20 protein-coding genes are annotated in these 24,228 nt (G+C 39.6%); 6 read left to right on the top strand and 14 right to left on the bottom strand.

What is annotated here, in order from left to right:
- The first annotated feature begins 242 nt into the window (after nucleotides 1–242).
- Together ANA7108_RS0115815 and ANA7108_RS0115805 are read left to right on the top strand one after the other, a co-directional pair.
- A complete protein-coding gene (locus ANA7108_RS0115815; RefSeq protein WP_016951776.1) occupies nucleotides 243–1,406 on the top strand; it encodes a cysteine desulfurase family protein in 1,164 nt (387 codons plus the stop codon).
- Nucleotides 1,407–1,758: 352 nt separating this feature from the next.
- Nucleotides 1,759–2,493: a DUF1995 family protein gene (locus ANA7108_RS0115805; RefSeq protein ID WP_016951775.1), complete on the top strand. Its 735-nt coding sequence runs from the start codon at nucleotides 1,759–1,761 to the stop codon at nucleotides 2,491–2,493.
- 122 nt (nucleotides 2,494–2,615) lie between these two features.
- Here the strand turns inward: ANA7108_RS0115805 and ANA7108_RS0115800 are convergent, their stop codons facing one another.
- Nucleotides 2,616–2,990, bottom strand: coding sequence for a hypothetical protein (locus ANA7108_RS0115800; protein ID WP_016951774.1), 375 nt, complete (start codon nucleotides 2,988–2,990; stop codon nucleotides 2,616–2,618).
- A 273-nt stretch (nucleotides 2,991–3,263) separates the two neighbouring features.
- On the bottom strand, nucleotides 3,264–6,107 hold the full coding sequence (locus ANA7108_RS0115795) for a zinc-dependent metalloprotease (RefSeq protein WP_016951773.1): 2,844 nt from the start codon (nucleotides 6,105–6,107) through the stop codon (nucleotides 3,264–3,266).
- A gap of 229 nt (nucleotides 6,108–6,336) precedes the next feature.
- On the opposite strand from ANA7108_RS0115795, the gene ANA7108_RS0115790 reads away from it, so the two are divergent.
- A complete protein-coding gene (locus tag ANA7108_RS0115790; RefSeq protein ID WP_016951772.1) occupies nucleotides 6,337–7,014 on the top strand; it encodes a uracil-DNA glycosylase family protein in 678 nt (225 codons plus the stop codon).
- Nucleotides 7,015–7,033: 19 nt separating this feature from the next.
- On the opposite strand, the gene ANA7108_RS0115785 is transcribed toward ANA7108_RS0115790, so the two are convergent.
- From ANA7108_RS0115785 to tyrS, 3 genes are all read right to left on the bottom strand, one after another.
- A complete protein-coding gene (locus ANA7108_RS0115785) occupies nucleotides 7,034–7,651 on the bottom strand; it encodes a hypothetical protein (RefSeq protein ID WP_026104225.1) in 618 nt (205 codons plus the stop codon).
- Between the two features lie 116 nt (nucleotides 7,652–7,767).
- Nucleotides 7,768–8,475, bottom strand: a complete 708-nt coding sequence (gene pyrF, locus ANA7108_RS0115780) for an orotidine-5'-phosphate decarboxylase (RefSeq protein ID WP_016951770.1) — start codon at nucleotides 8,473–8,475, stop codon at nucleotides 7,768–7,770.
- A 29-nt stretch (nucleotides 8,476–8,504) separates the two neighbouring features.
- Nucleotides 8,505–9,698, bottom strand: a complete 1,194-nt coding sequence (gene tyrS, locus ANA7108_RS0115775) for a tyrosine--tRNA ligase (RefSeq protein ID WP_016951769.1) — start codon at nucleotides 9,696–9,698, stop codon at nucleotides 8,505–8,507.
- Between the two features lie 173 nt (nucleotides 9,699–9,871).
- Here tyrS and ANA7108_RS0115770 point away from each other — a divergent pair, with 173 nt between their 5' ends.
- A complete protein-coding gene (locus tag ANA7108_RS0115770) occupies nucleotides 9,872–11,794 on the top strand; it encodes a transglycosylase domain-containing protein (RefSeq protein WP_016951768.1) in 1,923 nt (640 codons plus the stop codon).
- Between the two features lie 130 nt (nucleotides 11,795–11,924).
- Here the strand turns inward: ANA7108_RS0115770 and ANA7108_RS0115765 are convergent, their stop codons facing one another.
- Both ANA7108_RS0115765 and ANA7108_RS0115760 read right to left on the bottom strand, forming a co-directional pair.
- Nucleotides 11,925–12,248: a DUF1825 family protein gene (locus ANA7108_RS0115765; RefSeq protein ID WP_016951767.1), complete on the bottom strand. Its 324-nt coding sequence runs from the start codon at nucleotides 12,246–12,248 to the stop codon at nucleotides 11,925–11,927.
- 173 nt (nucleotides 12,249–12,421) lie between these two features.
- Nucleotides 12,422–13,357 carry a J domain-containing protein gene (locus ANA7108_RS0115760; protein ID WP_016951766.1) on the bottom strand — a complete coding sequence of 312 codons (936 nt, stop codon included), beginning with the start codon at nucleotides 13,355–13,357 and terminating at the stop codon, nucleotides 12,422–12,424.
- A gap of 186 nt (nucleotides 13,358–13,543) precedes the next feature.
- On the opposite strand from ANA7108_RS0115760, the gene ANA7108_RS0115755 reads away from it, so the two are divergent.
- Nucleotides 13,544–13,918, top strand: a complete 375-nt coding sequence (locus ANA7108_RS0115755; protein WP_026104224.1) for an NINE protein — start codon at nucleotides 13,544–13,546, stop codon at nucleotides 13,916–13,918.
- A gap of 14 nt (nucleotides 13,919–13,932) precedes the next feature.
- A complete protein-coding gene (locus ANA7108_RS0115750; RefSeq protein ID WP_016951764.1) occupies nucleotides 13,933–14,466 on the top strand; it encodes a ComEA family DNA-binding protein in 534 nt (177 codons plus the stop codon).
- 134 nt (nucleotides 14,467–14,600) lie between these two features.
- On the opposite strand, the gene lepB is transcribed toward ANA7108_RS0115750, so the two are convergent.
- From lepB to ANA7108_RS0115715, 7 genes are all read right to left on the bottom strand, one after another.
- Nucleotides 14,601–15,173 (bottom strand): signal peptidase I, encoded by a 573-nt coding sequence (lepB, locus tag ANA7108_RS0115745; RefSeq protein ID WP_016951763.1) that lies wholly within the window; start codon nucleotides 15,171–15,173, stop codon nucleotides 14,601–14,603.
- Nucleotides 15,174–15,286: 113 nt separating this feature from the next.
- Nucleotides 15,287–15,826, bottom strand: a complete 540-nt coding sequence (locus tag ANA7108_RS0115740) for a nucleotide exchange factor GrpE (protein ID WP_016951762.1) — start codon at nucleotides 15,824–15,826, stop codon at nucleotides 15,287–15,289.
- Nucleotides 15,819–18,236, bottom strand: a complete 2,418-nt coding sequence (locus tag ANA7108_RS27475; RefSeq protein WP_016951761.1) for an Hsp70 family protein — start codon at nucleotides 18,234–18,236, stop codon at nucleotides 15,819–15,821. The genes ANA7108_RS0115740 and ANA7108_RS27475 overlap by 8 nt, the downstream gene beginning before the upstream one ends.
- A 13-nt stretch (nucleotides 18,237–18,249) precedes the next feature.
- The gene (locus tag ANA7108_RS0115730; RefSeq protein ID WP_016951760.1) at nucleotides 18,250–20,685 is read right to left on the bottom strand and encodes a hypothetical protein; all 2,436 of its coding nucleotides are present in this window, start codon (nucleotides 20,683–20,685) and stop codon (nucleotides 18,250–18,252) included.
- Nucleotides 20,682–21,176: a LysM peptidoglycan-binding domain-containing protein gene (locus ANA7108_RS0115725; RefSeq protein WP_016951759.1), complete on the bottom strand. Its 495-nt coding sequence runs from the start codon at nucleotides 21,174–21,176 to the stop codon at nucleotides 20,682–20,684. The genes ANA7108_RS0115730 and ANA7108_RS0115725 overlap by 4 nt, the downstream gene beginning before the upstream one ends.
- Complete coding sequence (locus tag ANA7108_RS0115720; RefSeq protein WP_016951758.1) at nucleotides 21,173–23,356, bottom strand: Hsp70 family protein; 2,184 nt, start codon at nucleotides 23,354–23,356, stop codon at nucleotides 21,173–21,175. The genes ANA7108_RS0115725 and ANA7108_RS0115720 overlap by 4 nt, the downstream gene beginning before the upstream one ends.
- A 398-nt stretch (nucleotides 23,357–23,754) precedes the next feature.
- Nucleotides 23,755–24,117 (bottom strand): hypothetical protein, encoded by a 363-nt coding sequence (locus ANA7108_RS0115715; protein WP_016951757.1) that lies wholly within the window; start codon nucleotides 24,115–24,117, stop codon nucleotides 23,755–23,757.
- Nucleotides 24,118–24,228: the final 111 nt, after the last annotated feature.

Here is a 24,228-nt window from a genome sequence, read left to right as displayed (position 1 = left end):
GTCAAAATGGCATAGATCCGCATTTAGGACTGACTCAGTAATACGGAGATGGGGAAATTATTCTTTGGTAATAGGACTAAAGCTGTGTGTCACACCAAAAATCTATTGTAGGGTGCTTTACTACTGCATAAATCTAGTAAATAAGCAAATTTTTGACATCTGACGCACCTTACTAATGTGCCAGTTGCGTAAGTCATAGGTAAATAAATAGACGAACCTGGTATAACTCAATTATTGATTTTATGCAAATATATCTAGATTACAGTGCAACTACTCCTACTCGTCCAGAAGCGATCGCCATCATGCAAGCAGTTCTCTCCCAAGAGTGGGGTAATCCTTCCAGTTTACATGAATGGGGCAACCGTTCAGCCTTGGTTGTGGAACAGGCGAGAATGCAAGTTGCAGGATTAATTAACGCCCTTCCTGAATCAATTATCTTTACTTCTGGGGGAACCGAAGCAGACAATTTGGCAATAATGGGGATAGCGCGATGTTACACTTCCCCCCAACATCTAATTATTTCTAGTGTCGAACATTCTGCCATTTCTGAACCAGCACGAATGTTAGAAAGTTGGGGTTGGGATGTCACCCGGTTAGGTGTTGATCATCAAGGTAGAGTCAATCCCCTAGATTTACAAGCAGCTTTGCGTCATAACACGGTTTTAGTTTCCGTGATTTACGGACAAAGTGAAGTTGGGACGGTACAACCGATTGCGGAATTGAGTAAAATTGCTAAAATTTATGGTGCTTTATTTCACACAGATGCAGTCCAAGTTGCCGGACGTTTACCTATAGATGTGCAAACTTTACCTGTAGATTTACTAAGTCTATCTAGTCATAAATTATATGGTGCTTTGGGTGCAGGGGCGTTGTATGTCCGTCCTGGTGTGGATTTAATGCCTTTGGTGGGGGGAGGTGGACAAGAAAGAGGACTGCGTTCGGGGACGCAAGCAACACCCGCTATTGCGAGTTTTGGAGTGGCTGCGGAATTAGCAGCGCAAGAATTGGTGGAAGAAAGGTTAAGATTGATGGGATTGCGCGATCGCCTTTTTACTAAATTAGCAGACATTCCTGGTTTAATGCCTACAGGTGATTTAATACATCGTCTTCCTCATCATCTCAGTTTTTATTTAAAATACGCCGACGGGGAAAAAATCAGCGGTAAAACATTGGTACGTCAGCTAAACTTGGCGGGAATTGGTATTAGTGCCGGTGCTGCTTGTCATAGTGGAAAATTAAGCCCCAGTCCGATTTTATTAGCAATGGGTTATTCTGAAAAAGCAGCTTTATCGGGAATTCGGTTAACTTTGGGAAAACAGACGACAGCAGCTGATATTGATTGGACAGCGATGGTGTTAAAACAAGTTTTGCAGAGATTGGTAAATGTGGAATTATTAAAGAGTTGAACAATATAATTGTCTGATAGCGTAGCGTGGCGTAGCCATATCAGGATGTCCAGGATTCTACCTGATTACCCCACAAGCACAGCTAATACCTACACCGAAAGCAGCAATAGAAACAGGAACAGGACTTACGCAACTGGCACATTGGTAGGGTGCTTTACTACTGCATAAATCTAGTAAATAAACAGATTTTTGATATCTGACGTGGTTGGTGAGCTTGCAGAACCACACCCTACAATAGATTTTTGGTGTGACACGCAGCTTTAGTCCTAAGGAAAAACAAAAATCTGAACGTCTAGCCGCCAAACTGAGAGAATTGAGTATTGACCCAGAAACTTGATCTAATATCTAAATTATGCCAGAACTACCCAAAACTTTAGAAGATGCGATCGCTCAATCCTGTGAAGCTGTAAAATCTGCTTTAGCTGATGGCATGACTCGCATTCAAGTTGATTTTCTGTTTCCCGAACTCAAATTTATGCCAGTTGCAGCACAATTTCTGCCTGTGTTGGCTGAATATGAATCTCGTCTCAAAGTCTTTTTTGCTGATGCGGGTGCAGCTGCTTTAGCCCGTCGAGATTGGCAAGATGTACCATTTAAAATTGAAGATATTGGTACGGGTAGGGCTGCTTCTTTACAAACCAAAATTCAGCCAGAAGATGAAATTTTCCTCTTTATCGCCCCAACTTCCGTAGAAGTACCGCAAATAGAAAAGCTATGTGAAGTAATTGGTACGCGCCCCTTCATCATGTTAAATCCTCGTCTCGAAGATTCGGGTGTCGTCGGTATTGGTTACGCAGCTAGGGAAACCCGTCGCCGTTTCATCAGCACCATTGAATCTTGCTATTACCTCCGCCCTGTTGATGAGGAAAGCGCCGTTTTGCGTAGCTATCCTGGACAGTGGGAAGTATGGTTAGAAATTGAAGGCGAATATCAAAAAATTGCCGAATTACCAAAAAGACCGACAGGTGATGAGTTAGATTTGATTCTCATGAAGGGACAACCGATAAACTCCACAGATGGAACACCTGCCAAAAAACCCAGTGTCTTTAAAAGTTTGCAACGGTTTATCAAGGCTTTGAGTAGTTAAAATATGGAAAATGTAGAGATGTTACCCTGCGGAAAGCTTCCGCTACATGAAACGTCTCTACAGTACAGATTGAATCTGTATTGTTCCCTATTCCCTCTCCTCAATATGCAATTTATTTTGCACTAATACTTATTACTGTTTTCGCGGTCGTTAGCACTTCTTTTAGCTGTGTCTGGGTACACAGAACTCCATTGTTTTAGAGCTTCGCCAGATTCTTTAGCAATTCTTTTAGCTCTTTCACCAGGATCATTTTCTGTTTGACGAGCTTCTTTATTCCATTCTCCTGTAGTTTTAGGTCTATCAGCATCATCCTGATGTACAACTTTGTCCAGTTTTCTGGTTACAGAGTTACTGCTACGTCCAGATTCAATACTAGAATCTAAGTTTGTTGCTAGAACTAAAAAACCAACTAAAGCAACAGCAAAAAAGCGTTTAAATTCAACGTTTTGATATATTGACTTAATAGTCTTTAGTGCTTTAGCAAGTAAATTTGCCATCATTGTACTCCATCAATTCAATGTGAATAAACTTTCCACTTAGCAGAGCTTTATTGGTTGGCTAATAATCTGAATTAGCGATGATTCAGCAAAATCATATTGGTTCTATCACCAATTTAGCTGCCACTAGCACAATCCAAAACTAGCAATAAAAAGCTAGTTATTTATCTAACAAAAGTTATAAAGAATTTATAGACTAAGGAAGTTTTTTAATACTGCTTCATATAGTAATCCCCATCTGCGGCGATTTATAGAGGGGGATTACAAATTATGTTAATTTCCTTGTAATTGTGCGTTTAAAGTTTTCTCAATGCGATCGCGCGTTTCTAATAGGAAAGCTTTGGTATATTCATCTTCGGAATTCACTCCACTCAGTTTACTATCCAATTGTTTGAGTTTATACCAAGCCAAAGTCCGAGCATCTTCTGGTACGGCTTCTTTCCGTAACACCATAGCCATCAACAGGTTCAGGTATTCCCGTTGTAAACCTCGTCGCAAACTAGAAATTTTTAATTTATCTTTGGGTTGTAAAACTTCTGTCCAAATTCCATTTTGCAAAGTATCGAATAACTCAGGTAAAGTCAATGATTTACCAGCTTTACTTTTCAATTCCATATCCTTGAGACGAGAAAGACGATCTCCTGAAAGTAAATCCCCTAACACAGCACTCTGAATAAACAATACCAAATTATGAATTGGATAATCTAAACGTCCTGTCTTGACAGGACTACCCCAATGTCGCCACCGAGAAGGTGCTAATTTATTGAGTAATTCTGGGGAAAAATTCAGTGCATCTTCAGCAAATACATACTTTTGCAGCGTTGCTAATGCCTGTCGTTGTTGTTCTACTGGAACTGCTACAAATGGTAATTGGTCTTTTCCTTGACTGGGATGAACTCGATAAAAAGACTGTCCACCAACATATTTACTAGTATAAAATAACTGCTGTAAATAATTACCTAAGACAGTTTCAAAGCGATCGCTTAAATCACTATAACTTTCTCCAGCCATTGGAAAACTTTGATTTAAACGTTTCCAGATAGCACGGGAATTATCCAACTGCCATTGAGAATAAACTAGCACATTACCGCTATTATCCCAAGCTGCCGAAGTCGGATCAATATCAGATGTATCCTCATCAGGAGAATAACTCAACTCTGGTTTTGTTGATTGTTCAGCAATTTTATCTAAAAATGGTTTTTCCGCAATGGGAGTTTTAGCTTCAAAGGGAGAGTAGCCATACTGAATTGCCCAGTCATCATAAGTTCCCACCATACTCGGAAAATAATCTCCCTGCGGTGTACCCTGAGGGGCAATATTGGGGGGAATATAATCCATTACTGATGATGTCAAGCCTTTGCTACGGCTAATTTCTAGATTATTCATCTCCTCTGGTGGTAAGAGGGTACTACCACGAAAATTGTGTCGCAAACCTAAAGTATGACCAACTTCATGGGCAATAATTAAACGTAAATATTGATGAATATAATCTTGTACCTGCTCTTTGGTCGGAGTAATATTTGGCAATAGAGACATCGCCAGTGAACCAAAAGCAAATTGGTTAGCAGCTTCTATTCCGTAACATAAATCATACTCTCCTGCTAATTTGGATAAATTGCCTAATAATCCTTTAGCCGTTTTATCACCTTTGTTGCAAAGCAGACGATTTTGCATCAATGCTGATAAGGAAGTACGAGTTTGTGTTTGGTTAGGTAAAACAATTTGACGATAATCGTTTTTTAATGCCCGCAGAAAACTAGCATCTACAAGAATATCTGCATCTAAAATTTCTCCAGTTAAAGGATTACTACGAGATGGTCCCATCGCAAAATATCCATCTACAGTATTAATCCAGCGGATTGTGTTGTAACGAACGTCTGCTGCATCCCATGTGGCATTATCTGGCATTTGCCGGACTTCGATTGCATCCTTAAATCCCGCTTTTAAAAAGGCTTGATTCCACATCAAGACACCTTCTTTAATCGCACTCCGGTACTCCACAGGTACAGCATTATCAATCCAGAAAACTATTGGCTTTTTGGGTGGAGAAATTGCGGCTTGGGGATCTTGTTTTTCTAAATTCCAGCGATTAATATAACGCACAAAAGGATCATTGCGATCATCTGTGGATAAATCTTGATAAGCGGTGAGAAAATAACCGACTCTATCGTCTGCTAATCGAGGTTGATAATTATTTTTGGGTAATTCAGAAAGGCTGTAATGGACTCTCAGTCTAAAGCCGCGACTATCTGGTAACACCTCAAAATTTTGATTATTGCTACCACTGCTAGAGAAATTGAAAACAGACTCAATTTCTAAATTACTAGGAAAGACTTTAGCATTGCCAAAATAGTTTTGGTCAGGATTAGCAGCTAATTCTAAACCCGCAGACAATCCAGCTAAATCTGTCAGCAGCAAGTCACCTAAATCAATCAGAATAGTTTTACGTTCTGGATTAATACTTTTAATTGGGATAGTATAGAGAATAGAGTCACTAAAAGAGCGAGCTAGAGATCGCGCTTGGGGATCTCCTTCACGGGTACGAAAATTAACATTACGGACAATAAACTGTAAGTTATTCTCTACTCGTTGGAAATAAAATAAAAAATCTTGTAATGGCATTCCACTGTAAATACCTCTTTCACCAATACCAGATTCTAATGTGGCTGTAGCTAAGAAGTTTTTCTCTAGTTGTTCTGGTTTAATTTCTAAATATATTTTATTGTTCTCTTTTTGGCGATAAATAGTGAATATACCATCTAGCTTTTGACTATCTTTCACTACTTCACTAAATGAATCTAGCTCATTTATTTTAGATGGTTTCTTGCTGGAGTTAGGCTTTTTTTTCGGCTGATTAGAAGTTTTAGCAATTTGCAAAAATGGTTGCTGTCTGGCTTTATGTGAATCTTGAACTACCCACATAAAAGGTTGTTTTTTTACTAGTTTATTTTGATCAATCACCCAGATTTTTGATGCTGGTAATGTGTTCTCAGCCACCTTTAACCCTGCTTCTGTTCCCGGTTTGAGTCGATTAATTGGTAGTGACTGGGCGCAAGCATTTCCCATTCCTAAAAATAAACTGTGTAACAAAACGATATAAAAGGTTACTTTATTCATTCTCTGCACCCTTAATAAGTCAGTATTCCTGGTTAACTTGCTATTGTCCCAAAATTAAGCCCGGATTTCACTTAGCCAATAGTTTATTTTCCGAATACTAGTTATATATCAATTTAATATACACTCAAAAACATAACAGGAAATAAATAAAAATGCTAATACTCATATACAATAAAATTTACACAAGAATTCACTTTAGAAAAATTGCCTAGCTAAAATCCCAATTTTCATGAGCAACGATAACCAACTTAGCCTTTTTGACGAATCAAGTTTTAACCAAAAAGATTTAATTCCCACAGATTCTAAAATTCCCATTCCTGCTGAAACTTACCCCCAAATGGCAGATTTGGCACAGCATTGTCATATCTGTCAACGTTGTGAACTGGGGAAAACTCGTACTCATGCTGTAGTCGGACGTGGGAATTTGCAAGCTACTATTATGATTATTGGGGAAGCACCGGGGCAACAAGAAGACGAAACCGGTTTACCATTTGTGGGTAAATCAGGGCAATTACTAGATAAAATTTTGGCATCAGTAGAATTAAATCCAGATCAGGACGTATATATTTGTAATATTGTTAAATGTCGTCCACCAGAAAATCGAGTGCCGACAACTGATGAAATGGCAGCTTGTAAGCCTTATTTATTAGAACAAATTCGTTTAGTTGACCCGAAAATTATTTTATTAACAGGTGCAACTGCTGTAAAAGCTATAACTGGCGATAAGCGACAAATTACGAAAATTCGCGGTCAATGGTTAGAGTGGTCAGGTCGTTTATGTATGCCGATTTTTCACCCTTCTTATTTGTTGCGTAACCCTGCTAAAGACAAGGGTTCTCCTAAATGGTTAATGTGGCAGGATATACAGGCGGTACGGAAAAAGTTTGATGAAATTCGCAATTACTAATGAATTTAATTTTGTCGGCTTATGGCATTCGCACACTTCCGGCTTGACAATCCCGTAACCAAAGTTTAACACCTTGAGCGATCGCACCGTTAGTACTATCTCTTGCTGGTGCAATAGTCGATTTGGCTGGATAACTACCAGTTTGAGTCAACATCATTACCAAATTCCAACCATTTTTAGTTTTAGTCAAAAACAGTCTGTGAAATTGTTGTAACTCTATGGCTTTCTTATTTACATACTGTCGTTCCAAGGTAGTAAAGAAAACCTGTTCAACTCCCTCAGATTCATACTTAACAGTATCAATACCAGGATTTAAAGGTAGAGATTGAAACTCCGGTTTACCCGCAGCCAAAATATAAGGGAAAATATCTACACTTCGTCTCAGACGACGGGCGCGTTGTGTGGTGCGGTTTGCATAACTTGGTAAATCAAGCAATAGCTGAGTTGTTAATTTTTGTAAACTTTGCTCAGAGCAAGAATTACTTACTTCTGGGTTGACAGGTTTGGGGGTGAGAGTTTTGGAAAATGCAGGAGAGGTGAACAAGCAACTACAGGCTATTAACCACCAGCAGTAGGTGACAGGTGAAAGGTGACAGGTGACAGAGTTGAATATCTGTTTGTGTCTAAGTTTTATCATTAGTTGATATCCTAATCACCTTGGTGGTTGCTATACACAGCAGATTGTGGATAAATAAGACTCATGTAGGGGCGTATTGCAATAATATCAATGCAGGGGCGTATTGCAATACGCCCCTACAGTTTTTCGGTAATCTTCTGCCAAGCTAACACAGGATCAGCAGCCGCAGTGATGGGACGACCAATAACTAAATAATCTGCACCTGCAAGTATAGCTTGAGCCGGGGAGAGCGATCGCTTTTGATCTCCTTTTTCAGCCCAGGTTGGACGCACACCAGGACAAACTAGTAAAAAGTCATTTCCACAACTTTCCCGTAATTGTCCAACTTCTTGGGGAGAACAAACCGCCCCATCTAAACCCGATTCTTGAGCTAAAAGCGCCATTTGTAAAGCAAATTCAGGCAATTCTAAAGGAATTTTCAACTCAAACGCCAATTGTCTTGTAGAAATGCTGGTTAACAGAGTAATAGCGATTAATTTTGGCGGTTTAGTTCCCGCTTTTTCTGCTCCTACTTGCACCGCTTCCACGGCAGCTTTCAGGGCATCTTTACCATTAGTAGCGTGAATTGTCAATAAATCCACACCATAACTAGCCGCAGCGCGACAAGCACCGGCGACAGTGTTGGGGATATCGTGAAATTTCAAATCTAGAAAAATCCGCTTTTGGCGAGATTTAAGAATTTCTAGAATTGCTGGACCAGTGCTGGTAAACAATTCTAAACCGACTTTCCAGAAAGTAACTTGAGGAAGTTTATCAACAAGAGCGATCGCACTTTCCAAATCTGGTACATCTAAAGGAACAATAATCCGTTCATCTGCGTTCATTTGCGTTTATCTGCGTTTAATTAAATTAATTACGGAACAAAACGAACAAAATTCTTTTTACCCACTTGCAAAACCTTACCGTATAAATCCCCAGGCGCAGCAAAAGTAGCATCCACATCAGTCACCTTATCACCATCTAAACGTACCCCACCCTCCTGAATTTTCCGCTTGCCTTCACTAGCACTTTTACACAAACCAGTAGCACCGAGAAGATAAGTTAATTTCACCGGAAACTGAGCTATAGCAGCCAGAGAAAATTCGGGAACAGCACCTTCCTTCCCACCGCTTCTTGCCGCTTCCTTGGCTTCATTAGCTGCTTGTTCACCGTGATACTGTCTGACAATTTCCCAAGCCAAAAATTCTTGGCGATCGCGTGGTTTTTCTGGCAGACTATCCAAAGGTAAATTTGTCAGCAATTCAAAATACTGAGATAGTAAATTATCAGGCACACCTTGGAGTTTTTGATACTTTTGAGAAGGATGTTCTCCCAAAGCGACATAATTACCTAAAGACTTAGACATTTTTTGTACACCGTCAGTACCAATCAAAATTGGCAGAAGTAGCCCAAACTGAGGCTTTAGACCAAAATGGCGTTGTAAATCTCGCCCCACAGCAATATTAAACTTTTGGTCAGTTCCGCCCAACTCCACATCAGCATCAACAGCCACAGAATCATAACCTTGCATTAATGGATACAGGAACTCATGGAGAAAAATCGGATTCTCCTTTTTATAACGTTCCGCAAAACCTTCTTTGGCTAACATCTGCCCCACAGTCATCGTCGAGAGCAACTCTAAAGTTTTCCCCAAATTTAAATGGGAAAGCCATTCTGAGTTATAACGCACCTCCAACCTACCGGGTGTGTCAAAATCTAAAATAGGACGAACTTGGTCAAGATAAGTTTGGGCATTTTCTGCCACATCTGCCTCTGTCAGTTGACGACGCACATCAGATTTACCCGTAGGATCACCAATACGTGCGGTAAAATCACCAATAATCAAAACAGCTGTATGACCAGCATCCTGAAAAGCCCGTAGTTTGCGTACTGGTATACTATGACCAAGATGAATATCCGCACCCGTAGGATCAATACCCAGCTTGATTCTTAAAGGACGATTCGCATTTGTTAACCGGTGTTCTAGACTTTCAGCTTCACTATCATCATGAGGTTGAGGAAAAATTTCTGTCACACCACGATGCAACCAGGAGAAATCTTGAGCCATACTAAGAGATTCACAATTAACTACACTTTGCACTTTAGAAATTAGGTTAGTTATGTTCACTGGCAAATTATCCGTTTTCTGCGCTGCCAAACTACTATAATTGCAAAAAATTAACCATCTGATTCCATTTAATGAATTACATTCATATTTATAAGTGAGGAAGTGAGATAGCCGTGTCGTCTAGGACTTTTGAAGATAAACAGCCACCAGAGCAGGCTTCATCTGGCTTTGAGTTTCTTAAAGGAGTCGGTCAGGTAACTGGCGGCACTCTTTTATCTATCACATTGCTGGCCAGCTCTATTGTCGCGGGAGGACTGGTGGGACTAGCCATTAGTTTCCGTAATTTGCCTGATGTTAGACAACTACGTAACTTTTTTCCCTCAGAAACTACACACATATATGACATTAAAGGTAAGCTCCTAACAAGTGTTCACGGGGAAGCAAACCGAGAAGTTGTACCCCTAGATAAAATTTCCCCCAATCTCAAACGGGCAGTATTAGCTAGTGAAGATGCTAACTTTTACACTCACCACGGTATTAACCCTAGTGGTGTTGGACGGGCTGTTATAGTCAACTTGGTAGCAGGGGGTGTGAAAGAAGGTGGTTCTACCATCACCATGCAGTTGGTGAAAAACCTGTTTTTATCTCAAAAGCGTGCTTTTACTCGCAAATTAGCAGAAGCTGTACTAGCAATTCGACTAGAGCAAATTCTCACCAAAGACCAAATTTTAGAAATGTACCTCAATCAAGTTTATTGGGGTCATAACAACTACGGTGTCCAAACAGCTGCACGCAGTTACTTTAACAAGTCATCAGAAACTTTAACTTTGGCTGAGTCAGCAATGATGGCAGGTTTAATCCCAGCCCCAGAAGAATTCAGCCCATTTGCCAATATGAAGCTGGCTAAACTCAAACAAAAAGAAGTTCTGGGGCGGATGCTGGAATTGACCTGGATCACCCAAAAGGAATATGACGATGCTCTCAAGCAAGAAATCAAACTGGGGAGAATTAGGTCATTTCAAGGCAGTGCTTTACCTTATATCACCAATACCGTAGCTCAAGAATTAGCGAAAAAGTTTGGGCGGGAAGCGCTGCTAAAAGGGGGAATGCGGGTGCAGACCACAGTTGATGCCAAATTTCAAGAAATGGCAGAGGCAACAGTTAACAAGTGGCATAAAACTTTACTTGGACAAGGTTTATACAAGAATCAAATTGCCCTTGTGTCAGTTGACCCCCGCACACATTTTGTCAAAGCTCTAGTCGGTGGCGTAGATCCTAAAGCCAGTGAATTCAACCGCGCCACCCAAGCTCAACGTCAGCCAGGATCTTCTTTTAAACCTTTTGTTTACTATACAGCCTTTGCTACGGGCAAATATGCACCAGATAGCACAGTGGTAGATTCTCCAGTTAGCTACCGAGATGGTAATGGTTGGTATTATCCGAGAAACTATGATGGCGGCTTTAGCGGAGCTATGTCAATTCGTACTGCTCTCTCCCAGTCTCGCAATATCCCGGTGATTAAGATTGGTAAAGCTGTGGGTATGAATAGAGTAATTGAAACCTGCCGCACCTTGGGCATTATGAGTCCAATGGAACCGGTAACTTCTTTGCCTCTGGGTGCAATTGGTGTGACACCTTTAGAAATGGCTAGTGCCTATGCTACCTTCGCTAATTATGGCTGGCAGTCACCACCAACAGTAATTGTGCGCGTCACAGATAGCAGTGGGAATGTGTTACTCGACAACACACCCAAACCACAGCGAGTGCTTGATCCTTGGGCATCGGCAGCGATCATTGATGTCCTGCAATCTGTAGTTAATAATGGTACAGGCAAAGGGGCTGCTCTCGGTAGGCCAGTTGCAGGTAAGACGGGAACAACTTCCTCTGAAAAAGATATTTGGTTTGTGGGTACAGTACCGCAACTCACAACTGCTGTCTGGGTAGGAAGGGATGATAACCGTCAGTTGTCCAGTGGTGCAACAGGTGGTGGAATGGTTGCTCCTATCTGGCGTGATTTTATGGTTAAAGCTCTTAAGGATGTACCTGTAGAAAAATTCAAGTCGCCCTCTCAATTTCCTCGTCCTAAATCAAATTAGTGTTACAGGAGGCAGGGAGCAGGGAGCAGGGAGCAGGGAGCAGGGTGTAGGAAGAAGGGTGTAGGAAGAAGAAAGATAAACACCCTCCCCATCCCCGCGTCCCCGCGTCTCCCCATCTCCCCATTTCCAGTCATAATTGTTTTTCTAGCTCTGTTTTCATCCTTTGCAGGGTGACATTCATTTGCTCAAACATTTGTTGTGGAGTGACACCAAACTGACCCAGCTGTGTTTTTAGTTGCTGTATGGTCATTTGCGCCATGAAGTCTTCTGATAGTTCAAACCGCTTCATAAAGACGCGATATCTATCCATCATTGCTTCCATTTGCTCAATAAACAGCTTTTTGCCCTCGCGGTCAAATTTGCCGTAGTTGTTGCCAATTTGAATCAGCGCTTGATAATCTTCAAACAGCTGTTTGGCTTCTTGCTGAACTATCTCAGAATCAAAGAATCCCATTTTGCTTTTATTCAACTGAGTGTGATTACTCAGTAATTTCAAATTTTGCCTCTATCTATATTTTAGTCTAGGGGACAAATCAATTCAAAATTCAAAATTAATTAAATAGAAATGCTGACAGGTTACTAGCAAATAAGAAATTTTACGTAACTATCCCTGTTTCTTTCACAGGCTTAAGAATCTTTTCTAGAGAAAAAGCGATTTAATAAGGCTGCAATACCCACAGCTTTGGCGACTGATTTAGGATTACCGTTTTCAGTAGCTTGAATGTTCAATTGAGCAGCGTATTTCAAAGCTAGGGGTTGCTTGGGGTTCAACTTTAATGCTTGACGGATGTAAACTTTGGCCATTCCTGTGAATTTCTGTTGGAAATGTACTACCCCCAGTAAAGCATAATAGTCGCTGTTATTTGGTTCTAGCTTGATAGCATCGCGTAGTTCCTGTACGGCTAAATCCCATTTTCCTTGTTCTCCATACTGAACAGCCCGCTCATAGTTACGTCGAGCATAGTTAATCGGAACGGAGGTAAGATTTTTATCTTGAGGTAATTTCAGTTCGACTGGTTTGATTTCTGGACGGGGGATGATGGACTTAGATGAAGTTGTCCACTGTTCAGTTGTTAAGGCATCTTTTTTGTGTAACGATAAGTAAACTAAATTCAGTTGACTGATTTTTTTAGTAACTTGATGTGATTGTAGGAGTGACTTATATTGAGCAGATGCATAAGAAGTTATAGCTTTTTCATAGAAGAATTCGGCTTCATTGGGAGACATAGACATGATGTCGAGATTGAGTCCAGCTTGAAGACCTAAAACTGACTGTTTGTCTAAGTCTATAGCTTTTGAGCGTAATGTCTGGGCTATACTAAGACGCTTTTTTGTATGTTTTAATTCCTGGTAAGCTGGGTTAATTAAACGAGTTAATATAACTTTGCCTAATTCTGCATCTAACTTATTGCTGTTAATATAGTTATCAGGATGTAGTTGCTTTGCTAAGGCATGATAACGTTTAAAAACTTGATGATCATTAGCATTTACAGAAACTCCCAAAACAGAATAAGGGTCAATGAGTAGTTCAAGTGCTTCTGGTGGCAGGAAGTTCTGTGACATTTTAGTAGAATTTGTATATACAAGCTTTAAGGTGGCAGCAAAGCTAAGTTCAGAATATTTTATTCAATGCAAAGAGTTTCTGTTGATAGCAGGAGTCAGAAGTGAAAGCAGCTTGATATTTGGGTAAATTGGCTATTATGGCTGTTTTGTCTTAGAAATTGTGGTATTTGGAGGTTTATGGAAATGATTTTAAAAAAACGGAAAAGCCGAAGTATTGCTGCCATTTTAGCTTTTTCTGGCACAATGACAATTTCAGGATTACATAAATTTTACTTAGGACAACCACTATGGGGAATTTTATATGTTTTGTTATCTTGGACACCAATCCCTAAGGTGGCTAGTGCTATAGAGGGAGTTTGGTATTTAGCCCAAGATGAAGAGGCTTTTGACCGGAATTTTAATTTCGGTAAGTCAGCAGCTAAGGTTTCTCTCCAGGTTGGTAATCAAGTAGAATCAGTAGCTAGTGCTGTACGTGAGTTGGATGCTTTGCGCCAAGATGGTTTAATTTCAGAGTATGAATTTGAGCAAAAGCGTCGCCATCTCCTAGACCAGATTTCTTAAGGTAATCACAAACGATGAACAACTGGCTACCTTTAAATCTGAAATTGCAAAAACTCCGCGCCAAGTTGCTGAATGATCCTTACTATCGTCTCCAATCTGGGGAAGAAATTCAGATGGCGGCACAATTGGGTATGCGTATTGATGCAAATCTTGCCACTGTTGATGATTGGCTGCGTTTACCTGGTTTGTCTATTCATCAAGGGCGATCGCTTGTGGAACTTTCCCGCTCTGGTGTTAAATTTTATTGTATTGAGGATATTGCTGCGGCTTTGAGTGTGCCTGTACAGCGGCTAGAACCACTAAAACCTCTACTTAATTTTAGTTACTATGATGACGAATCTCTAGATAAACCTACTTATTTGCTGAACCCGAATACAGCAACATTAGAGAGTTTAGCAAAAATTCCCTTTATAGATTTGCCCCTAGCACAAGCCGTATTGCAGAACCGTGTTACTGCTGGGCCTTATCGTAATCTGGTTGATTTTCAGCAACGTCTAGAATTATCTGGTGAAGCGATCGCTCAATTAATGTATTATCTGCGGTTTTAGGAAGAAGGTGACAGGTGGGGAGACGCGGTGAAGCGGAGATTGGGTATTGGTTTTTCTCCAATGACTAATAACCAATCACCAATCACCAATGACTAATAACCAATCACCAATCACCAATCACTAATCACCAATGATTAAATTACCCCCAGACGGTCTAAAGGCCAGAAGCGAAAGGTAGCGCGACCGATGAGGTTTTTGCGTGGTAAAAAGCCCCAGTAGCGAGAGTCATTGCTATCGTTGCGGTTGTCTCCCATCACAAAAAATTCATTTTCTGGGACTGTTACCGGTGGGAATGGTTGATTTGGGGGTTCGGCGATGTAGTCTTCTGGTAAGGGTTGACCATTAAGGTAAACTTTACCTTTATTAACACTAATTACCTCTCCGGGCATACCAATTACCCGTTTGATAAAGGCTTGATTTTTTTCATATCCCCGACGTTGCAATTCTGGTGGTGAGGAAAAAACGACTATATCGCCAGTTTTGGGAAGGTGAAAACGATAGGATACTTTTTCTACTACCAAGCGATCGCCTGTGTGTAAGGTGGGGTACATTGATGCTGATGGAATTAACCGAGGTTCAGCGATAAAAGTTCTGATTAGGAGTGCTAAACATAAAGCGATCGCAATTAAATTCAGATTTTCTTGCCAACCATGCCATGTTTTTGAGGATGTGGAAGTTTCTTTAATATTACTTTTGTCAGGATTCATAGTATTTTTCAACAAGTTTAAATTTGGAACTACCTTGACTATTGTGACTCTAAAGGTATATTTATTAGTACTTTTGGTTCTGTGCGAACCTTTACAAATAAATAATCTGAATATTAATTTATAGTTTCATTTATAGTTTCATTTATAGTTTCATTTATATTATCATCTAAATTTGATTCTACTTTAGCGGTAATTACTTCTGTAGGGCGGAGAATTTTCTCACCCCAACGAAATCCGCGACGGACAATTTTAGTAATTGTTTGGTCGGGAACATCCGTTCTTTCTTCTCGATCTATAACTCGACACAAGTTAAAATCTGGTTCTGTACCCGTCAATTCTATAGGTAAAAGTTGGCGTTTTCCTAATACACTAAGAAATTTCCGATTAACTGCGGCTATGGAACGGGGTAAGCGTTCTATAAATTCTGGACTCGGATTAGGGTTATTTTCTAGATAGTGTAATAACGCTTCTAGTGCATCAGCAACTTCTAACAGTTCTAAAAATAGATCTTCAGTTTGGGCTGCAGTTTGAGTTTTTTGTTCTCTTAGGGATTGTTGCAAGACAACATTTTCTTTTTCAAGAATCCCCAATTTTTGGATAACTAAATTGCGTAACTCTTGACTCAGAGGATAAATTGGCGGTAATTCAGACACGGGAAGCTTCTTTAGATAACATAGCTAATATCTTGTTAGCCCAAGTATTGACTTGAGGATGAGTATGATTACTCAACATTCGTGAAATAGCGATCGCTCTTTGTAATTGTCCACCCATTTGATAGGCTTTAATCAACCAAATTTGCGCTTGCAGATAGTTTTGACTATTGTGTTCTTTACAGCCTTGGCAGTAGTCTTCTAGGTATTTGATCGCTTTGGGGTAGCGTCCTTCTCTACAGGCTGTCATGCCTTCTGTGAATAGTTCTGATAAAGGAATTGGTAAAGGTTCTCGTTCTAGGTTTTCTTGTTGCTTGGCTTGAGCGATCGCATGATCTAAATTATCAAATTCTGATAATAAGGTCAGTGACGGTGCTGCTTGTGCCAACGCCTCTAAGTTACTATACTTGAAGCGCTTAATAGTTGGCAATATTGGACGCAAATAGTCAGCAATTATTCTTTCTTCTGACTTCATCAAGCTTTTTTGCGCTTTAGCAATCACATCTACAGGATATTGCTTGCGCTTCATTGCTAAGGCTACAGCTTTGGTAATTTCAGCTTTTGATGCGGCTTGAGATATACCGAGAATATCGTAGGGGTTAAGATTATTTGGGTTTGATTTGCTTGTCATTTTAGGAACCGCTACTGCTTCTTTCATTTTTTGCAGAATTGTTAGGGCGCGATCACGTAAATCGCTGCGTTCTTCTCCTGTGACAGGATTAATAATTTGGTTAGCTAACTGCATAACTGGTACTGCTAATTTTAAAACTTCTTCCATATCATAAGCAGTGAGATTTTTATTATTCACTTCCTCTATTGCTTCCTCTAAGTCTTGATATATCCTCTCATCAGCACGACCACGGGTAAAATTACAAATAACTTCTAGGGAAGGGTCATTTTTTAAAGTAGCCGAAATTTTTAAATTACTATTTTTTTCATCCAACTCAAAATAAATAGTAATTTCGGTTCCCGCTGGATATTTTTTCTCTAAACCTAGCCAAATTTCCCCAATTCTTTCGTAATTGTTATTTTCATCTGGGCTGAAAAACTGAAAATGAATTAAGCGTTGTCCCTTAGCTATAGTTTTAAAAGTGTGGGATGTTGTCACTGGCAAAATATCACCCCGATTAATCACTTTTGTATACTTGCCCTCTGCTAATTTTATGACATAATCGCGGGATACTGTGGTGACTTTATCTGTTTGTCCATCCGCCACAATCGCCGCACCTTCAGCCACTGCGTACATAGGCCGGGGATGTAAAACTACTTTATTAGCGCCAAAAGCTTCTTTAAGTTTGCTTTGTACCAAAGGAATTTGGGAAGAACCACCAACCAAAAGCACCACGTCTACCATTTCCAAGTGATATTGAGCATACTCTAAAGCTTGTCGGCAAATTTGTAGTGAACGCTCTACCAAATCATTAATCATGATTTCAAATTGCTCGCGGGTGATTTCCACCTCAATGGGAATTGCAATTCCCAATTCATCAAGTAATTGAGTAGCCGGGGTAATTTGAGCAGATTTCGCATTACTTAATTCAACTTTTGCCTGTTCTACCGCAATCTTTAAATCAGCGTTAAATCGCACCTGTTGATAATAGGGCATTTTAGAAATTAAGGAATCAATATCACTAATTCTTTCTTGCAACGCGACTTGCTTTTTTACAAACTGCATCAACCGCGAGTCGATATCATCACCACCTAGCCACAAATCACTCGCTTTCCCCTGTTCAATAAATGAAGTTCCGGCTGCGGTAATTATTGAAGCATCAAATGTCGTACCGCCAAAGTTATAAACCAAAATTGTCTTGACATCGTTATCGTTGCTATTAGGTGGAAACCCATAGGATATTACTGCTGCTGTCGGTTCTGGTAGCAGTTCCAAAGGAATAAGTCCAGCTTTGAGGGCTGCGGTGAGGGTAGCGTAGCGTTGTTTATCGTTAAAATAGGCAGGAATAGTAATGACAGCTTGATTAATGATTTCCCCAGTTTTGCCCATTCCTTGCCGATAAGCTTGGGCATTTTGAACAAGTTGTTTAAAAATTTCTGCCGCAATATCTTCTGGCTGGTATTCCTTACCTCCTAGCCATATAGATAAGCTATGTTTTGTCCCATTGCTTGGTGGTGTAATTTTGTAACCCACATTTGAACGAAATACTTGAACAAAAGGATCTTCATAGCCACGCCCCATCAAGCTTCGGATTGAAAGAATTACATTTTCTGGGTCATGATATATCTTATTGTAAGCCTGATCTCCGACTAAAAATTTACCTTGGTCGTAAGCAACCACAGAACGAGTGAACTTCCGGTCTGGAGGTGTATTATTGTTAGCTGTTACAATTTCTATATCTTGCAGTTTGAACGATGCAATAGAGTTTTTTGAGCCAAAACAAATTCCAATTGCTATACCCATCAGCAAACTCCTATCAACACAATCTTAGGCTACGGTAAATTTCTTGGAATGCAGGTTCATCTGGGCAGATTTCAAAAGCCCATTTTCCTAGATTAAGGATGGCTTCACCATCAGTTAAAGTATCATTTTTAATCCCATTAATTAATAAATCAATAAAAAGTTCGGCGACAATATAACGTACTCTATCATAGCGTGATTTTTTAGCTTTACTTACCATTTCTTCAAAACGATTTTGATGAAAAAGTTGCTCGATTTTTTCCAAATCTTGGTTAAATTCCACCTTTTCGATCATGCTGATGACAACAGGATTATCGTCATCAATATTTTTAATTTCTTGCAGTTTTTCTAAAGCTTTTACTGCGGTAATTTCTTCATTAATCAGTTGCTTTCTGATTTCTTCTGCTTTATATTCAGCTAAATAACTTCTAGCGGAATTACTGCTGATAATATCATACCAAAACTGAGCAAATTTTAAATGTTCTGGAAATTCTGATATGGTTTGACGTTGCAAACTAAAAAGTCTATCGATTTCTTTTTGCCAATCTTGATTATCTTCAATTTCGGCTATAGCATCTTGTAACGGTAGAATTGCTAATTGCCATTTTTGTTGCTGTAAGTAATAGCAACCTTGATAATAAGCGATGAAGTTATGGGCAAATTCTTCAACTTCATTAGTAGCTTGATTTACAGGTTTGATTTCAATTGCTCTTTGAATATCACTTTCTAAACAAGCTGCTACTGCTAAACCCCAAGGTGTATAAAGAGAACGGAGAATTTTTTGACTAGGATCTATTGTATATCTGATTAAATTTTGCCATTGGGAACTAAATTGTTGATAACATCCAGGTGTGATAAATACATTATTGACTTGTATTCCTGAGTTCGCCGGTTCACCCATAAATCTGAGTGCGACTAACTCCCAACGGTAGTAATCACGCAGATTTAAATAAGCGTCATAATCTTCAATATTGGTATTTTTGATATTATCAATTGCTGCTTCTAAACGGCGTTTTAGTTCTACAGATATAGAAGTAAAATCAACAGCTTGGTTTCCCAACCAAGGTACATCTTCCAGAGTTGGATCTATTGTTAAATTTGCTATTGCAGTAAATACAGAAATAATTAAATCTAATAATTTATCAGGATGGTTTTGGGAATGATAATAATTAGCTACTGTCCAATTGTGTAATGTCGTAATATTAGGATTAACAATCCAGATATTTTGCATTTTATTAGCAATATTTGTCCAGTCTGAATCTTTCCAAACAGATGCTTCTAAACTTGGTTGAATATGTTCTTGAAGATTAAGTTCAACCACAGAATTATCTCCAAATTTTTGGATATATTCCGTACTGGATCTTTTTGCTGCTTCTAGATTTTCAGCTTTGACTAATTCTTCAATATTCTGTAAACATAGTAAACGTTGATGTTGAGCAATGCGTTTAACAATTTCTCGTTGTTCAGTTATTGATGCAGCAGATATATCTTGCCATTCTCGATAAGCTAACTGTAAATTTGCTTGTTGCGCTAGTGCAAAACCTCGTAAATAAGCAGCTTGTTGTCCTGATAAACCTTGTAAGTGAGATAGTGCATTTTCCCAATCTTGCATTTTAATTGCAACTAAACCTAAGCGGATTTGGCAATCTGTAAAATCAGGTAAAAGGGATTTTGCATTTTCATACAAAGATTTAGCTGCTGGTAAAGAACCGGCTTTTTCGGCTGCTAATCCTTGACGGAATAGTTCTCTACCTTGGACTATTAATTTTATCTTTTTGAGTAAATTTATGCCATCAGAACGAGGAAAGTTTGCCAAAGAAAAATCTAAAAGTGCTATCGCTCCCCGTAATCTGCCTTCAGATACAGCTTGCTGTGCTTTTTCTAGCGCCGAAGTGTAAATTTCTTCTTGCTGAACTTGGATTTTAACTTCTGAAATAGCTTGTTTTATTGAATCTGTAGAGTATAAATTTTCAGCTTCTTGATATGTGGTGAGTGCATTGATAAAAAAGCGATTTTCTGCCTGTGATTGTGCTTGCTTCACCAAGACTTGAAATTGTTCTCGCTTTTCCAGTTCCTGTTGGCTGTTTTGAATCGCTAATGATACCTGCTTATCGTGAAGAATTCGGTTATGAAGATGATAAATTGCGATCGCACTAGATAAAGCTTGAGTTTCAAAAGGATCGCCATGATCTCGCTCAAGAATCAATTGGGCTTGATGAGCTAAATTATCGGCTTCTGCAACTTGTTTACGCCAATTTTCTAATTGTTGTTCTAGTTTGTTGACAAGATTACCGATTAATAATTTACCTAGCCAACGTTCCCAAAAACCCGGTTTTTCTGCCCAAACAGCGAGTGCGGTTTGACTAATAGTAATGGCTTCCCGTAGTTGCTTATGTTGAGCAAGTTTTTCGGCTTTCTGACTTGTTTCTTTGATGCTGTCAAGAAGGCTCATTTATTCTTCTCCTGACAACTATGAGGAATCGCTAATTTTTCCCCAGGATCTATATAGTAGTTTTCCCGTTTTTCTAAGAAAGGGTTAGCTGGAACCATTATTTGCCAATCAGTTCCTTGTCCACAAAATTTTTCAGCAATTAAACTCAGGCTATCTCCTGATTTAACTGTGTAAAAAATTGATTTTGGTGGCTGCTTCAATGTCAAAGATGAATTTATAGCTGCTTTGGGGGTACTAACTATTGTGGAAGTAGAAGGAGATGATTGCAAAATCAAAAAACTGCCTCCTGCACCTAATCCAATACCTATGATCAACATTAGCAGAGCTACAGTCAAAGTCCATTTACTAAATTTGCTTTGTAAAAGCGGTTTTTCTAGTTGAGGTAAATCTTGAAGTGTGCGAATGAGGGTAAGATTAGCATCACAGTTAGGGCAAATATTACCCTCAATTTCTTGATAACCACACACAGGACAGTTGAGCTTGGTATTCATCGCGTCAGTCCTGTGATAATGCTATTAGTTGGTAAATCTTGATTTAGCCAATGTTGGACATCTGGTTGTAGTTCACGCAACAAACGTTCGGCTTCGTTGCTATCGTTATTTTCCATCGCCGTTAGTATGCGGGAAAGTTTGTCAGACATCGCATTTGCTTGGGTAGGTGCGACTGCTTTGGCTTGTTGAATGGCGATAATACAAGCTTGAATTACCTGTACTTCTTCGGGTAGGTTGCTGAGTTCTCGTCTTGCTTCTTCGCTATGATACTCCATTGCGGAGCGGTTATTGTTGTTAATTGCAGATTCCAGTTCTTGACTGAGTTTTTGCAATCGTTCTTGCTGGGGTTGGAGAATCATAAATCCACAAAGTCTGACTATGCGATCGCACTCATGCAACTGAGTTTCCGCTTCTAGACGTTCTGGAGACATAGAAACCTGGAATTTTTGCAAATTCTCTCCAGCCCGTAGACGTAAATCGCTGCGTTCTTCTCCTGTGACAGGATTAATAATTTGGTTAGTTAATTGCACCACTGGTACTGCTAACTTCAGCGCTTCCTCCACACCGAATGTAGTTAGGTTTTGGTGATTGAGTTGGGCGATCGCATCTTCTAAATCTTGATATATTCTCTCATCAGAACGACCACGAGAAAAAGTACAACTAACTTTCACCGTTGGAGTATTTTTTAAAGTTGCTGTCATTCGCAAATCGCTGTTCTTTTCATCCAACTCTAAATACACTATAATTTCGGTTCCGGCTGGATACTTTTCATCTAAACCCAACCACATCTCCCCAATTCTTTCATAATTATTATCTTCATCTGGACTGAAAAACTGAAAATGAATTAGGCGTTGTCCCTCAGCGATAGTTTTAAAAGTGTGGGATGTTGTCACTGGCAAAATATCACCCCGATTAATCACTTTTGTATACTTGCCATCTGCTAATTTAATGGCATAATCGCGGGATACTGTGGTGACTTTATCTGTTTGTCCAGCCGCTACAATCGCTGCACCTTCAGCCACTGCGTACATAGGCCGAGGATGCAAAACTACTTTATTAGCGCCAAAAGCCTGTTTAAGTTTGCTTTGTACCAAAGGAATTTGGGAAGAACCACCTACCAAAAGCACCACATCTACCATTTCTAAATGATATTGAGCATACTCTAAAGCTTGGCGGCAAATTTGCAGCGAATTTTCCACCAAATCACTAATCATGATTTCAAATTGCTCGCGGGTGATTTCCACCTCAATGGGAATTGCAATTCCCAATTCATCACATAATTGCGTAGAAGGCGCAATCATCGCCACTGTAAAACTACTTAATTCTACTTTTGCCCTTTCTACCGCTATCTTTAAATCAGCGTTAAACCTTACCCGTTGGTAGTAGGGCATTTTGGCGATTAATCCCTCAATATCGCCAATTCTTTCTTGTTGAGCAACTTGCTCTTTGACAAACTTCACTAGCCGTGAGTCGATGTCATCGCCACCTAACCATAAATCTCCTGCTTTCCCCTGTTCAATAAATGAAGTTCCGGCTGCGGTAATTACTGAAGCATCAAATGTCCCACCGCCAAAGTCATAAACCAAAATCGTCTTAACATCGTCGCTATTAGGTGAAAACCCGTAGGATATCGCTGCTGCTGTCGGTTCTGGTAGCAGTTCCAAAGGTGTTAGTCCAGCTTTCAGTGCGGCGGTGCGGGTAGCATAACGCTGTTTATCGTTGAAATAAGCCGGAATAGTAATTACAGCTTGGTCGATTTTACCAATTTCTTGACGATAAGCTTGGGCATTTTGCACCACTTTTTTGAGAATTTCCGCTGAAATATCCTCTGGTTGGTATTCTTGATTTCCTACCCACACCGCAATGCTGTTGTCTGTTCCCTGTGTCGGTTGGGAAATTTTGTAACCAAATTCTGATTTTTGCTTATTTACTGCTGAATCACCAAAACCCCTACCCATTAACCGTTTAATTGAAGTAACCACGTTTTCGGGGTCATGGCGTAGCTGGTTGTAAGCTTGTTCTCCGACTAAAAATTTACCTTGGTCGTAAGCAACTACAGAGCGCGTGAGTTTCCTCTCTGGGGGCGTGTTATCATTTGCTGTCACTACTTCCACTTCTGCCAACTTAAAAGCAGCGACAGAGTTAGTTGTCCCCAAATCAATTCCTATTGCTTTAACCATTGCTGATCTTCACCCTGCTGATAATGTCTATTTTTCTAAAACTCTAGGCAGACTGCCACGTTATTATCCACATATTCAGGGCAGAAGCCAGCTATTTATTAAGATTAATACATATACAGTTAACAACCTACTATAGAAAATTTACGTAAATTTCCTATATCTCGTTCCCAGTCTCTGACTGGTAATGTGATCACAGAGGCTCTGCCTCAAGCGGTTATTAAAGGCAGAGCCTTCTAGAATTCATTCCCATACAGAGTATGGGAACGAGAAATTTAAATCCAATTATTGCTAAAGCTTGATGATTTTAAATTAATTATGCCTCCGGCAAACTACGTAACTGCTTAATCGTAGTGTGCTAGAGGCAATATTATATCCGCCCAAAACTTTTCAGATCGGATCTAATCTAGAAAACCCATCAGAATTTCCGAATCATCAACAATATTTGGTGCTATTGGACGATTACCGAAGACTGAATAATTTTCAGACACCATTATTGAACTGGAACCAATGGGACGAATACCAGACAGGTTAATACTACTAACGACTTGGAATGTGTTAGCACCGATGGGACGAATTCCCATTTCGTTATAGGATTCAACCACTTCCAAGCTACTTGTGCCAATAGGACGTAATCCAGCGCTTGAGAATGTTTCTGCGACTTGTAAGCCATTGCTGCCAGCGGGATGCTCTCCAGCAACTATAATTGTTCCCTGAGAACCTTCTTCTGTGTTCAAATTAGTACTCTGGTTATTTTCTTCCACTGTTATGTCTCCTGTGAAGCTCAGGCGCTTGATAAATTAACACCTATGGCTTATTAAGTGAATTTTACAATAAGTAAGGAAAGATATATTTTTTCCTATATATAAGAGTGT

The sequence above is a fragment of the Anabaena sp. PCC 7108 genome (assembly GCF_000332135.1).
Lineage (GTDB): Bacteria > Cyanobacteriota > Cyanobacteriia > Cyanobacteriales > Nostocaceae > Anabaena.
The sequence above is the reverse complement of the archived record's forward strand: the minus strand, read 5'-3'. Positions and strand labels throughout refer to the sequence as shown.

Coding starts and splice junctions, on each gene's coding strand:
- ANA7108_RS0115815 (WP_016951776.1), top strand. CDS start 243: ATGCAAATATATCTAGATTACAGTGCAACTACTCCTACTCGTCCAGAA.
- ANA7108_RS0115805 (WP_016951775.1), top strand. CDS start 1,759: ATGCCAGAACTACCCAAAACTTTAGAAGATGCGATCGCTCAATCCTGT.
- ANA7108_RS0115800 (WP_016951774.1), bottom strand. CDS start 2,990: ATGGCAAATTTACTTGCTAAAGCACTAAAGACTATTAAGTCAATATAT.
- ANA7108_RS0115795 (WP_016951773.1), bottom strand. CDS start 6,107: ATGAATAAAGTAACCTTTTATATCGTTTTGTTACACAGTTTATTTTTA.
- ANA7108_RS0115790 (WP_016951772.1), top strand. CDS start 6,337: ATGAGCAACGATAACCAACTTAGCCTTTTTGACGAATCAAGTTTTAAC.
- ANA7108_RS0115785 (WP_026104225.1), bottom strand. CDS start 7,651: ATGATAAAACTTAGACACAAACAGATATTCAACTCTGTCACCTGTCAC.
- pyrF (WP_016951770.1), bottom strand. CDS start 8,475: ATGAACGCAGATGAACGGATTATTGTTCCTTTAGATGTACCAGATTTG.
- tyrS (WP_016951769.1), bottom strand. CDS start 9,698: ATGGCTCAAGATTTCTCCTGGTTGCATCGTGGTGTGACAGAAATTTTT.
- ANA7108_RS0115765 (WP_016951767.1), bottom strand. CDS start 12,248: ATGGGATTCTTTGATTCTGAGATAGTTCAGCAAGAAGCCAAACAGCTG.
- ANA7108_RS0115760 (WP_016951766.1), bottom strand. CDS start 13,357: ATGTCACAGAACTTCCTGCCACCAGAAGCACTTGAACTACTCATTGAC.
- ANA7108_RS0115750 (WP_016951764.1), top strand. CDS start 13,933: ATGAACAACTGGCTACCTTTAAATCTGAAATTGCAAAAACTCCGCGCC.
- lepB (WP_016951763.1), bottom strand. CDS start 15,173: ATGAATCCTGACAAAAGTAATATTAAAGAAACTTCCACATCCTCAAAA.
- ANA7108_RS27475 (WP_016951761.1), bottom strand. CDS start 18,236: ATGGGTATAGCAATTGGAATTTGTTTTGGCTCAAAAAACTCTATTGCA.
- ANA7108_RS0115730 (WP_016951760.1), bottom strand. CDS start 20,685: ATGAGCCTTCTTGACAGCATCAAAGAAACAAGTCAGAAAGCCGAAAAA.
- ANA7108_RS0115725 (WP_016951759.1), bottom strand. CDS start 21,176: ATGAATACCAAGCTCAACTGTCCTGTGTGTGGTTATCAAGAAATTGAG.
- ANA7108_RS0115720 (WP_016951758.1), bottom strand. CDS start 23,356: ATGGTTAAAGCAATAGGAATTGATTTGGGGACAACTAACTCTGTCGCT.